Source organism: Bacteroides pyogenes (assembly GCF_014196225.1).
In the GTDB taxonomy this organism is placed as follows: Bacteria; Bacteroidota; Bacteroidia; order Bacteroidales; family Bacteroidaceae; genus Bacteroides; species Bacteroides pyogenes_A.
The window spans coordinates 200,991-213,247 of record NZ_JACIDI010000006.1 but is presented as its reverse complement, the minus strand read 5'-3'; the positions used below and the strand labels follow the sequence as shown (position 1 = coordinate 213,247).

The following is a 12,257-nucleotide window of genomic DNA, read 5'->3' as shown; positions in this document are numbered from 1 at the left end:
ACTGTAAAGGTACGAAATCTTGCAGATATAAGCAAATAATTCGCATTATAATAAACTGCAAATCAGATGAGTATGAGGTTTTTAAGGGACGACTAGTTACGAAACAAACATACGGAATCTTTTTGGGAAAACATAAAAAATTAAGGGGAAAAGCTGCGGAGAAGAGCCTCTTTTCTTAAACGATTTATTCGTCTGCCGAACGTGTCGCATTCGTCTTTCGTCTGCGTTTTATTCGTCTCCCGTTCGGCAGACGAATAAAACGCAGACGAAAGACGAATAGTTTTTTAAAGAGAAATGCTTAGATAATAATACATAACCCGTTGGCGGAATTAACCCAGTGCATATTTAACCCGACCAATCGGTTTATTGTTAATGTAATTGATATATTGCAGAAAGGTGAATGCACAGATTTTGCCGATCACTCTGGTAAATATCCCTTCTGTTTGTTTAGCATACTTATCAGCATAAATTGGTCGCATAGTTGAGAGAATGTTGTTTCAATGCGTTTTCTGGTTTTTGCAAATGGTCCGAACTGAGGTTTTCAATCTTTCTGATTCAGCCTATAAGGGTACTTCCAGATGTATGTTCGCGGTTTCAGCATGCAACTTATAACCATAGTAATAAGCGCCCTGTGAGGCACAATAGCCGAAGTCCGGCGAAGTCTTGAAATCTCTCTTCATCTTACATTGCTTACCTCTGACGACACACTTCGATTGGTTTTGAGTCGATGCAAAACTTGTCATCTCCACCATTGATATATATAGCCAGAAGCTTACGAATCTCTTCACATAGCCGTGATAGCTTTTTTCTGCAATCGTTGAATTCCCTGCGTAAGATAAGGTTGGGCAGTTTGGAAGCATACTCTTTCAACTTGGCAAACAAATAACTTTCACTATCTATGCTCAATACCGCAGCTGTTAGACTTAACGCCACCACTTCAAGGTCCGAGGAACAACACCGATGCGTGGTATATTGCCATGTGCTCATTGGCTAATTCTTCTGAGAATTTCTTGCATATATCGAAAAATTTGACGAATATTGTATGTAAGTTGTGCATGTGACGATTTGAATTTAATAGTTTTGAATCCATTAAACTACTAAATATCAATAACATGTATAACCTTTCATTTGTCACCATTTTTCCAATCTAATTCCGCCAACAGGTTAATAATACGTATTATGATACCAAATGATTTATATAAGAACCTAGAGAAAGATTATACAACAGAAATTGACGTGTTCTCATATTTTTCCCAATATTTAAATATCAACGAAGCGTTAGACCAGATTATATGTAAAGAGCGTTTTCTACTTAATTATACTTTTTCAAATGTTTATCCAGAGGCAACAATAAAAGATAAAGATACTTTGATAGAGTATTGTAAAAACAGAGCTGATAATGTACTAAACCGCCATTTGGTAGCAAAATATAATGAGGCTTTATTGGTTATGAGCCACAACAATCAATACGCAACTATTGCAATAGAAGCGTATATGGAGGTTTTAAACTATTATCTCTCTACTTATGATGAGAAATTTCATATTCTAGAATATTTTGATATTCTAGAAAAAGTAATAAGCCTTTACCAAAAATACAAGAAGAATGGCCTTGTAAATATTAAAAGACATATAATGTTTGTTCTGTTCGACACTTCGATAGCATCCTCTAATCTTAAGTTGTTCATTTTACAAATAATTCTCGATTCTAAGAAGTTATTTACTGCAAATGAACTTAAAAAAATTCCATCACTATGCATTGACTTGTACAATAAAGAAGCAGACAAAAATATCTCTAAAAACCTATTGGAATATGCCATCGCATTTAGTAAAAAGACAAAAGACACGTTAAATTTAGCTACTGCTTCCGAATTATTAGGAGACTTGAAATGGGATGAGATTCAACCTTATGATAAAAATATTGCTATATCTCATATGAACGAAATAGTGTACGAGAAGATCATAAAACTCTATAAAGATGCAAAGAATAAAGAAAAATTAAGCCGAACAAAAAGAGCTTATGAAGCGAATAAGATACACCATCGGTATATACACATACCGATTAGGATTCCTATTGCCAACATGAAGCAGGGATATGACAAAATCAACGAACTAATCAAAAAGAAAATGGAAGAAACTCCAATTAATATTATAGCCTCATTGTGTTTTCATAACATTGATATTCTTCTTCCTCAATATGAAGTAATTAAGGAAAAAGCAGAAAAATCATTAAAAGGTTTTTACTATACAACTATGATGGGAGCTGTAAATATAGATGCATGGGGAAACAAAACAGAAACTACACATGAACAAAATGCCATACATCAACTATTCCATCGAATATTCTCACACTATTCTTTTAATTACATAATACTATTAATATACAATGCTATGAAGAAAGAAAAAAATAAATCCTATTGAACTGAAAAAGGTATTAGAAACTGCAGGTTTTGATGTTCCTCTGATTTTTAATCGTAATGGGAAACAAGAGCAAATAACAATGTATTCCATTTTAAATCGGGGATTAGATGAATTTCTAATTCAATGTGAAAACTATATGAATGAGAAAGAAGTTGATTGGCGTTTTTGTATAGACTTTTTGACTCCAAAATTTGAATCCATCATTCGTATGATAGCTCAAAAGCTAGGAATTCCCATTACAGAAGTCTTTGATAATGGCACCTCACAATTAAAAACATTGGAAAAGATTCTACAAGAGGAAAAAATAAAAGATATCTTTAATGATGATGACCTATTTCTATTTAAACACACCTTTATTAAAGAAGGAATGAACATTAGAAACAATGTTGCTCACGGTCTTCTTATGCCAGTTGATTATACGGCAGGCAAGGCTATGTTGGTATTCCTATCTGTATTACGATTAAGCAAAGCTACAATGTACTTTCAGAAGCAGAATTTGAGAGAGCAGGGTATCAAAATATGACCTTGTTTAGCCTATCGTATTTATTTTGCTCTCCGTTAAAAGTTAGTGAATTCTGAAACCTCTACAAATCAGGCACTATCAAATACAAACAGAGATAGTTTCATTTTTTATCCAAGTATAATATTACTTTTGCTTCATTGAGAAGCTCATCTTTGAAGTTGCAAAATGAAGTAGGACATAAAAGTCCTAACTTCCTTATTTCGCAAAGATCCGAACGTAAAGTCAAATCAAATGCCGATTTTGATGAATTAGGAAGTCTAAACAAAGCTATTCATTCAGGTAATCTAACACTGCTCCAAACAATATACCTCCATCGCACAAATCATACAAATGATTATAGTTTGCCGAACTAGCCCCATAATAGAAAAATCATTAAGCCTGCTTAAAAGGAACTTATAAAACCAATTGCAGCCCAAAGCTGTTGCTTTATCTATTATTTTGCATTACCTTTGCAAGCGAATTGGTTTCGGACAGTCGTATCGATTGTCCGGATTAAAAGGGAATCGGGTGAAAATCCCGGACAGTCCCGCTGCTGTGAAGCTCCAGCCAACTTTCCGATAAGGACTTTTAGCCACTGGCAGATTATAGAAACGCTGCCGGGAAGGCATCGGGAAGGGAGTCAGTCAGAAGACCTGCCATTTCATACTCAAAGGCTGTTTTCACTCGTGGGATAGGGAAACGACCAAAGTAAAGAATCGTCTGCGGCAATGCGAATCAGACCTGCACGACTGGCATGAACAATTGCCGGCAAGCATGTGTATTATATTACGGTGTCGCGACATTATATATCAATGTGTGACTTAAAAAGTGAAAAAGCACAATGGAAGTTCTTAGACATTTATTCGAAGGGTACCCCAACTTATGGGGTGGCGGAGTAGCCCACTCCGTTTTAATCTTATCGCTTGTGATTGCGTTCGGCATCATGTTAGGAAAAATCAAAATATGGGGGGTCTCTCTGGGAGCCACTTGGATATTGTTTGTCGGTATCCTTTTCGGACACCTCAATATGAATCTGGACGAGCATCTCCTCCACTTCATGAAAGAGTTCGGACTGATTCTTTTTGTTTACTCCATCGGTCTGCAAGTCGGTCCCGGTTTCTTCTCAGCCTTCAAAAAGGGCGGCTTAACGCTCAACTTGCTTGCCATTATAGTCGTTGTGCTGGGAGTGGGTATTACGGTTGCCCTGCACCTTATAACCGGCCTACCCATCACTACCATGGTGGGAATCTTGTCGGGGGCCGTAACCAATACCCCCGGTCTGGGAGCAGCCCAACAAGCTTATAGCGACCTGAGCGGGATAGACGCACCGGAGATCGCGTTGGGATATGCCGTAAGTTATCCGCTGGGCGTAGTGGGCATAATTCTATCGCTCATCGCACTAAAATATCTTCTCCGCATAAACACCGGCAAAGAGGAGAAAGATGCGGAACGAGGTTCGGGTCAACTGCAAGAGTTAACCGTACGCCCTACTTCCATCGAAATACGCAATGAAGCGGTAGAGGGACTCAGCGTAAAAGAGCTGCATCCTTTATTGAACCGGAAGTTCGTCATCTCACGCATCAAACATCGTGAGGGAGGAGAAACAGGGCTTGTCAACTCGGATACGACACTGCACGTTGGAGATAAGATACTGGTTATCTCTACTCCTGCCGACATTGAAGCAATCACCGTCTTCTTCGGAAAAGAGATTTCCATGGAATGGGAACAATTGAATAAAGAATTGATTTCCCGCCGCATCCTGATCACCAAACCGGAACTGAACGGCAAAACACTGTCGCAACTGAAGATACGTAATAACTTCGGCGCCAGCATCACCCGGGTCAATCGGTCGGGAGTAGACTTGGTGGCCACTCCTCAATTACAGTTGCAAATGGGCGACCGCGTCACTATCGTCGGGACTGAACTTGCCGTGAGCCATACGGAAAAAGTGCTCGGCAACTCTCTGAAACGCCTGAATCATCCGAACCTGATTCCTATATTCATAGGTATCGCTTTGGGATGTATCCTCGGAAGTATTCCGTTTACATTCCCCGGCATTCCGCAGCCTTTAAAACTCGGATTGGCAGGCGGACCGCTCATCGTATCGATCCTGATCAGCCGTTTCGGACCGAAATATAAAATGATCACCTATACTACCATGAGTGCCAACCTCATGTTGCGTGAAATCGGTATTTCCATTTTCCTCGCTTGCGTAGGATTGGGAGCAGGAAAGGGATTCGTGGAAACCATCATATATGAAGGAGGATACACATGGATAGGATATGGAGTCATCATTACCATCTTGCCGTTGCTGATTGCAGGGCTGGTGGGAAGATACTACTTCAAGCTGAACTATTTTACATTAATCGGCGTACTCTCCGGAGCCACCACCGATCCACCCGCTCTTTCCTATTCGAACGATCTTACTTCCACCGATGCCCCTGCGGTGGGTTATGCCACTGTCTATCCGCTTACCATGTTCCTGCGGGTGTTGACAGCGCAAATGCTCATCCTGTCGTTGGCTTAGAGAAAAAGCAACCACAAAAAACGCGGAGATTTCGGGGAATCTCCGCGTTTTTTGTGGTTGGGCTACCTGGACTCGAACCAGGAATGACAGGACCAGAATCTGTAGTGTTACCATTACACCATAGCCCAATAATCAGGTTTGCGGGTGCAAAGATACAAATATTTTGTAAAATCAACCTCTTTCAGTACTTTTTTTTCTAAAAATCATAGCGAAGACCCTGATAGATATAAAACCACATCACTAAAAAACACAAAAATCGGAAGATAACTTTCTTGTATCCAATAAATCACCGTATATTTGCCGCCAATATACGTTTCTCAAACAGAAACAAAGGATAAGCATTATTTGTTATAACACATACATAATCACTAATTTCAAATTGAAAGAATGAACGAAACCCAAGTTTTAATTGAAAAAATAAAAGAAGGAATTCAAGAAAAGAGAGGTAAAAACATCGTTATAGCCGACCTAAGCCATATAGAAGACACCATTTGCAATTACTTCATCATTTGTGAAGGGAGTTCTCCCAATCAAGTGGACGCAATTGTAGACTCGATTAAAGAGTTTGCCCGAAAAGGAGCAAAAATCAAGCCTTTCACCATCGACGGGCTACGGAATGCCGAATGGGTAGCCATGGACTATGCAGATGTGCTGGTACATGTCTTTCTTCCGGAAACAAGAGCCTTTTACAACCTCGAAAACCTTTGGGCAGATGCCAAACTCACTACAATACCCAATATAGATTAAAGTACCACTATGGACAATAATACGAATAATAAAAAGAGACCCGGCAATAAAGTAAACGTACCCAAGTTCAACTTGAACTGGATGTATATGATCATCGCCCTGATGCTTTTGGCATTATGGTGGGGAAGCAACTCCGGAAATGCCGGCAGCAAATACGTTTCGTACAGCGAGCTGCAAAAATACATATCCAACGGATACGTCAGCAAGGTATTGGGCTACGAAGACAAATCAATCGAGGCATACATCAAACCAAGCGCAGTAGGTGCCGTATTCGGCAACGACTCGAACAGAGTGGGCCGCAATCCGATGATTACGAGTAGAGCGCCGTCGACCGACAAGCTGGAGGACTTCCTGCAAGCAGAAAAAGAAGCCGGACATTTCGACGGCTCATCGGAATATTTACCCAAGTCGGATATATTCCCTGCCATCCTTGTACAGATACTTCCGCTGGTTCTGCTCATCGCCTTATGGGTATTCTTCATGCGCCGCATGAGCGGAGGAGGGAGCGGTGGTCCCGGCGGAGTGTTCAACGTCGGCAAATCGAAAGCGCAACTCTTTGAAAAAGGAGGCTCTATAAAAGTCACATTTAAAGATGTGGCAGGACTGGCAGAAGCGAAACAAGAGGTGGAAGAAATCGTAGAGTTTTTGAAAGAACCTCAAAAGTATACCGAACTGGGAGGTAAAATTCCCAAAGGAGCTTTACTGGTAGGCCCTCCGGGAACAGGAAAGACTTTGCTTGCCAAAGCTGTGGCAGGCGAAGCGAATGTGCCGTTCTTCTCTCTCGCAGGATCGGACTTTGTAGAAATGTTCGTAGGTGTGGGTGCTTCGCGTGTGCGCGACTTGTTCAAACAGGCCAAAGAAAAAGCTCCCTGTATTGTGTTTATCGACGAAATCGACGCCGTAGGACGCGCACGCGGCAAAAACCCGGCAATGGGAGGAAACGACGAACGCGAAAACACACTGAATCAGTTGCTCACGGAAATGGATGGTTTCGGCTCCAATACAGGCGTCATTATCCTTGCTGCAACCAACCGTGTGGATGTTTTGGACAAGGCATTGCTCCGTGCAGGCCGGTTCGACCGGCAAATACATGTGGACTTGCCTGACCTGAATGAGCGTAAAGAAGTATTCGGAGTACATTTACGCCCTATCAAGATAGACGACACCGTGGATGTGGACTTGCTGGCACGCCAAACACCGGGATTCTCGGGTGCCGACATTGCCAACGTCTGCAACGAAGCGGCTTTGATTGCTGCGCGCCATGGAAAGAAATTCGTAGGCAAACAGGATTTTCTGGATGCAGTAGACCGTATTATCGGCGGTCTGGAGAAGAAAACCAAAATAACGACCGAAGCGGAACGGCGTTCCATTGCCTTACACGAAGCCGGGCACGCCACGATTTCCTGGTTGCTCGAATATGCCAATCCCTTGATTAAGGTGACGATTGTTCCCCGGGGACGTGCATTAGGTGCAGCTTGGTATCTGCCGGAAGAACGCCAGATCACAACGAAAGAACAGATGCTCGACGAAATGTGCGCCACTTTGGGAGGACGTGCTGCCGAAGACTTGTTTATCGGACGGATATCGACAGGCGCAATGAACGACTTGGAGCGAGTAACCAAACAAGCGTACGGCATGATTGCCTACCTCGGTATGAGCGAGCGATTGCCTAACTTATGTTACTATACCAATGAGGAGTATTCTTTCAATCGTCCTTACAGTGAAAAAACTGCAGAACTCATTGACGAAGAAGTCAAGAGAATGGTTAACGAGCAGTACGAAAGAGCCAAGAAAATTCTTTCCGAACATAAAGAAGGGCATAATGAGCTTACTCAAATATTGATCGATAAGGAAGTTATTTTTGCAGAAGATGTGGAACGCATATTCGGTAAACGCCCATGGGCTTCGCGCTCTGAAGAAATCATGGCAGCAAAAGCCAGTCAGGAAACTGCCAAAGCAGAAAGGAAGCTGGCAGAACAACTGAAAGAGAAAGAGTTGCAAGATAAAAAAGAAGAGAGCTCTGAAGAAGAGAGGACAACTGAACCACAATAATTCTAAAAAACATAAAGTTTTGAACAACAATTTCATCAAACGGGCTACTACCGGAATACTTTTTGTAACCATTCTGGTCGGATCGATTCTTTACGCGCCGATCAGCTTCGGAATACTTTTCGTAGCAATCAGCTCACTAAGTATCTATGAGTTCGGACAAATCATTAACCGGACGGGGGAAGTAAGCATGAATAAAACCATTGCCATGTTGGGAGGAGCTTATCTTTTTCTGGCAGTAATGGGGTTCTGCATCAATGCGGCCGATTCTAAGATTTTTATTCCTTATATGCTCTTGTTGCTGTATATAATGATTAGCGAGTTGTATCTGAAAAAAAAGAATCCGGTACTCAATTGGGCGTACGCAATGTTCAGCCAGCTTTATATCGGTTTGCCTTTCGCTCTACTGAATGTATTGGCATTCCACAACGATGCGGAATACGATACGGTGAGTTATAACCCAATTTTACCTCTTTCCGTTTTTATCTTTCTTTGGCTGAGCGATACCGGCGCATATTGCGTGGGATCGCTTATCGGAAGGCACAGACTATTCGAACGCATCTCGCCGAAAAAGTCGTGGGAAGGATCGATAGGCGGAGGATTATTCGCAATAGCATCCTCTTTTGCTCTGGCTCATTTCTTCCCTATTATTTCGACTTTGGAATGGGTAGGATTGGCTCTTATCGTTGTTGTATTCGGCACGTGGGGCGACTTAACAGAATCGTTGCTCAAACGCCAGCTCCAGATCAAAGATTCCGGCACAATTCTTCCGGGACATGGCGGAATGCTCGACCGATTCGACAGTGCACTAATGGCCATACCGGCGGCAGTCGTATATTTCTATACATTGACTTGGTCGTAAACATTGCTTTTTGAGATGCAAATAAAAAAGATGATAATGCGCCGGAGCGGCTTTAAACTCATCTTAAGTTTTCATTTATAATAGCAATTAAAAAAAGATGTCCGAAAGATGTTTGGAAATAAACTTTCCTCTCGTCGAAGTCCATCCGTGACGAGGTGAAAACATCAAACACAAACTTTTCGGACACCGCCTTTTATCGTTATAGAAAACTGTAAGTTAAACTGTAACCTTCATGTACTTGTTGACATATCTTATTTTGCACTACCTCACTTTATTATGCAGAAATGTGAAAGCCTATGGATTCTGCCGTGGTATTAAATCCAGACAGCCTACTCCAACATCGAAGTATTATGTTCTTCTTTGCCTTCCTTAGGTATCTCCGCCTCATGCTTAATGTCAAGAACTATTTCCTTTTTCCCAGCTGTCTTCAAGTTAACGAGTACTTTAAATCCTTTCAGTTTCTGATCTGCTGATTCCTCTTCAGGATAAAAATCCTTCAGATTGAAAGACACCCTTCCCTGTCCTTTAAGGTTTGTCACATCCTTATAAGTGTTGTAACGCAATTGCAAATAGATGTACCCGCTTTCTGAAATCTCGGCCGCTTTTTTATCCTGCACAAGGCTGATACGATGCTTCTTTGCACGCGGTAAATCTTGAATGAAGACAAGATTCAAGTGCTTGCCTCCAAGCCACATACCACCTTTGACAATAGCAATCGGATCATTGCCGAAAAAGCTTTCGTTTTCTTCGGTCAACTCTTCAACCCGTTTAGTAAGAAGTTCATAAATTCCTTCCATCTTCACTTGAACTCCTTTTTTATCTTTCATATCGCTCAGCGGATTAAAGAAAGAGATTACACGTTGCCCATCCACCGGTCTATACCATGGTATGGAAGTAGCTACCGGATAAATAGTTCCCCAACTGTCTCCCTCCAGATAATAGCCTCCGCCGCCGGTGGTTTTCACCGTGCCCCAGTCGGAACCGATATCCCCCAAAGAATAACCATCATCATTATCGCACGACTGCCATACCGGTGTTAATGCAAGCAGTAACATTCCCAAAATAAATTTCATCCTTTTCATATCTATACTCCTTTCTTTTATAGTCTCCTTATACTCTTCTGCTTTATAAATAAAAAAGCCGGTCATTTACTGCACCGGCTAATATATTATTCAAAAAAAGAAGTTACTTTTTCAGCAAGTCCGACATGACACGAGCTGCATTTTGAGGCGCCCCGGGAGGTCCCAACTTCCGAGACATGTATTCGTACCCGGCAAGCATACACTCTCTATACGCAGTATCTCTCAGAAGAAGATGAAGCTCATTCCGCATATTTTCCACAGTCATGCTATCGGCTACAAGCTCTTTGACAACTTCGTGTCCGGCGATGAGGTTGACCAACGAAATAAACTTTACTTTCAGGATACGCTCGCGCAAGAATGAAGCGACCTTGCCGATGGGGGTATGATAGCAAACCGCTTGGGGAACACGGAACAAAGCGGCTTCCAATGTAGCGGTTCCCGAAGTAACGAGGGCCGCCTCGGCATGATGGAGCAGCCGGTAGGTTTGCCCGAACACGACTTTCACTTTCGCTTCACCAATGTATCGGGCATAATATTCCGGCGATATGCCCGGTGCTCCAGCCAAAACCACCTGATAATCGGGGAAAGCGGACGCAGCTTTCAACATATCCGGAAGATTATCTTTAATCTCCTGCTTACGGCTTCCCGCCAGCAAAGCGATCACAGGTTTCTCGTCCAGTCCGTTCTCAGAGATGAAAGCATTCATATCCTTCGGGTTCTCACGCCGGTAAGCGGACACTTCATCGACCGTCGGGTTTCCTACATAATGAATGGGATATTGATGCTTCTCCCGAAAGAATTCCTCTTCGAAAGGGAGGATGGAAAAAAGCTCGTCCACATCGCGCTTGATGTTCTTAATGCGGTACTCCTTCCAAGCCCATATTTTCGGAGAGATATAATAATAAACCGGAATCCGGGTTTTGGCACGAACAAACTTGGCGATATTGAGATTGAAACCCGGATAATCGACCAGAATCACAACATCGGGCTGCCAAGCTACAATGTCCTCCTTGCACTGTTTCATGTTTGCAAAGATAGCCGGCAGATGAAGCAACACGGGAATGAATCCCATGTATGCCATTTCTTTATAATGCTTTACCATCGTACCGCCTTCGGCTGCCATCAAATCACCTCCGAAAAAGCGGAATTCCGCTTCACGGTCTACGTTTTTCAAAGCTGTCATCAGATGAGATGCGTGCAAATCGCCTGAGGCTTCACCAACAATCAAATAGTACTTCATCAGATTCCCGCTTGGCGGCAATATCCGCGTAATTCATCCATAAACCCGTATGCCGTAAGGTCTACCGTAGTAGGAGTAATGGCAGCGTAACCATTGGCCAGCGCCCAATGGTCGTTTTTCTCATTCTCCGGGTCATGGTCGTCAAACTCTCCGGTCAACCAGAAATAGTTCGCGTCGTTTCTTCGCGGGCAAGGCTCCCACTCGTGTATCCATCTTCCTTTCGATTGTTCGCATACTTTCAATCCTTTAATATCAGAAGTATCGGGAAAATTCACATTCAAGCAAGTCAAAGGAGGAAGTCCTTTCTCCAATACTATTTCCGCAATTTTGCGAACATAAGGTGCGGTGGCATCGAAGTCGGCATCAACATCATGACTGCACAAAGAAAAGCCTATGGATGGAATACCGTTCAGGCAGCCTTCGATAACCACGCCCATCGTACCCGAATAATGTACATTGGTCGCAGAGTTGTCTCCATGGTTTATTCCGCCCACAATTAAGTCCGGATCACGGTCGAGTACCAGATGCTTCGCCAATTTCACGCAATCGGTAGGAGTGCCCGAACATTTATATATCGACAGCCCTACGTCCTTTCGCACCAAAGAATAATGCACCGGTCTTGTCGACGTGACAGCAGTTGAATTGCCTGACCGGGGCCTGTCGGGCGCCATTACCACTATTTCACCCAGAGGGCGCAAAAAACGGATCAATTCGTTCAACCCTTTTGCCATGATACCATCGTCATTGGAAATCAGTATCAACGGTCTTTTTTTTTCCATATCTTCCATCCTGTCTTTAATATGTGTCGGACAAAAGTAAGAAAAAGAACT

At 42.5% G+C, this 12,257-nt stretch carries 9 protein-coding genes, 1 tRNA gene, 1 pseudogene and 1 riboswitch; of the genes and pseudogenes, 6 read left to right on the top strand and 5 right to left on the bottom strand.

Translation table 11 applies throughout. The features are described from left to right. Positions 1-329 precede the first annotated feature (329 nt). A pseudogene (locus GGR07_RS06235) lies at positions 330-1,138 on the bottom strand (transposase family protein). A 41-nt stretch (positions 1,139-1,179) separates the two neighbouring features. Between GGR07_RS06235 and GGR07_RS06230 the strand changes: the two are divergent. The 3 genes from GGR07_RS06230 (at position 1,180) to GGR07_RS06220 (ending at position 5,447) form a co-directional block, all read left to right on the top strand. After that, positions 1,180-2,418 (top strand): hypothetical protein, encoded by a 1,239-nt coding sequence (locus GGR07_RS06230; protein WP_034543286.1) that lies wholly within the window; start codon positions 1,180-1,182, stop codon positions 2,416-2,418. A 136-nt stretch (positions 2,419-2,554) separates the two neighbouring features. After that, positions 2,555-2,941 carry a DUF4209 domain-containing protein gene (locus tag GGR07_RS06225; RefSeq protein WP_172545179.1) on the top strand — a complete coding sequence of 129 codons (387 nt, stop codon included), beginning with the start codon at positions 2,555-2,557 and terminating at the stop codon, positions 2,939-2,941. Between the two features lie 444 nt (positions 2,942-3,385). Next, positions 3,386-3,595, top strand: a riboswitch (cobalamin riboswitch). Between the two features lie 166 nt (positions 3,596-3,761). Further along, a complete protein-coding gene (locus GGR07_RS06220; protein ID WP_122056513.1) occupies positions 3,762-5,447 on the top strand; it encodes a putative transporter in 1,686 nt (561 codons plus the stop codon). Between the two features lie 54 nt (positions 5,448-5,501). On the opposite strand, the gene GGR07_RS06215 is transcribed toward GGR07_RS06220, so the two are convergent. Next, a tRNA-Gln gene (locus GGR07_RS06215) sits at positions 5,502-5,575 on the bottom strand. Positions 5,576-5,834: 259 nt separating this feature from the next. On the opposite strand from GGR07_RS06215, the gene rsfS reads away from it, so the two are divergent. Genes rsfS through GGR07_RS06200 form a run of 3 tightly spaced genes read left to right on the top strand, consistent with a single transcriptional unit; the run spans position 5,835 to position 9,105 of the window. Further along, the gene (rsfS, locus tag GGR07_RS06210; protein ID WP_021647090.1) at positions 5,835-6,194 is read left to right on the top strand and encodes a ribosome silencing factor; all 360 of its coding nucleotides are present in this window, start codon (positions 5,835-5,837) and stop codon (positions 6,192-6,194) included. Positions 6,195-6,203: 9 nt separating this feature from the next. After that, entirely contained in the window at positions 6,204-8,246 is a 2,043-nt protein-coding gene (gene ftsH / locus GGR07_RS06205; RefSeq protein ID WP_458693054.1) for an ATP-dependent zinc metalloprotease FtsH, read from the top strand. Positions 8,247-8,265: 19 nt separating this feature from the next. After that, complete coding sequence (locus GGR07_RS06200) at positions 8,266-9,105, top strand: phosphatidate cytidylyltransferase (RefSeq protein WP_034543283.1); 840 nt, start codon at positions 8,266-8,268, stop codon at positions 9,103-9,105. A 329-nt stretch (positions 9,106-9,434) separates the two neighbouring features. On the opposite strand, the gene GGR07_RS06195 is transcribed toward GGR07_RS06200, so the two are convergent. The 3 genes from GGR07_RS06195 to surE all read right to left on the bottom strand — a co-directional run bounded on the left by GGR07_RS06195 (position 9,435) and on the right by surE (position 12,206). Then, the gene (locus tag GGR07_RS06195) at positions 9,435-10,187 is read right to left on the bottom strand and encodes a NigD1/NigD2 family lipoprotein (RefSeq protein WP_039973002.1); all 753 of its coding nucleotides are present in this window, start codon (positions 10,185-10,187) and stop codon (positions 9,435-9,437) included. A gap of 103 nt (positions 10,188-10,290) precedes the next feature. Further along, positions 10,291-11,427, bottom strand: a complete 1,137-nt coding sequence (lpxB, locus tag GGR07_RS06190; protein ID WP_021647085.1) for a lipid-A-disaccharide synthase — start codon at positions 11,425-11,427, stop codon at positions 10,291-10,293. Continuing rightward, positions 11,427-12,206, bottom strand: a complete 780-nt coding sequence (surE, locus tag GGR07_RS06185) for a 5'/3'-nucleotidase SurE (RefSeq protein WP_039973001.1) — start codon at positions 12,204-12,206, stop codon at positions 11,427-11,429. Before surE ends, lpxB begins: the two co-directional genes overlap by 1 nt. Positions 12,207-12,257 lie beyond the last annotated feature (51 nt).

Excerpts from the sequence above, each read along its gene's own strand:
- surE (WP_039973001.1), bottom strand. The coding sequence starts at position 12,206 with ATGGAAAAAAAAAGACCGTTGATACTGATTTCCAATGACGATGGTATC.
- lpxB (WP_021647085.1), bottom strand. The coding sequence starts at position 11,427 with ATGAAGTACTATTTGATTGTTGGTGAAGCCTCAGGCGATTTGCACGCA.
- rsfS (WP_021647090.1), top strand. The coding sequence starts at position 5,835 with ATGAACGAAACCCAAGTTTTAATTGAAAAAATAAAAGAAGGAATTCAA.
- GGR07_RS06195 (WP_039973002.1), bottom strand. The coding sequence starts at position 10,187 with ATGAAAAGGATGAAATTTATTTTGGGAATGTTACTGCTTGCATTAACA.
- GGR07_RS06230 (WP_034543286.1), top strand. The coding sequence starts at position 1,180 with ATGATACCAAATGATTTATATAAGAACCTAGAGAAAGATTATACAACA.
- ftsH (WP_458693054.1), top strand. The coding sequence starts at position 6,204 with ATGGACAATAATACGAATAATAAAAAGAGACCCGGCAATAAAGTAAAC.
- GGR07_RS06225 (WP_172545179.1), top strand. The coding sequence starts at position 2,555 with ATGAATGAGAAAGAAGTTGATTGGCGTTTTTGTATAGACTTTTTGACT.
- GGR07_RS06220 (WP_122056513.1), top strand. The coding sequence starts at position 3,762 with ATGGAAGTTCTTAGACATTTATTCGAAGGGTACCCCAACTTATGGGGT.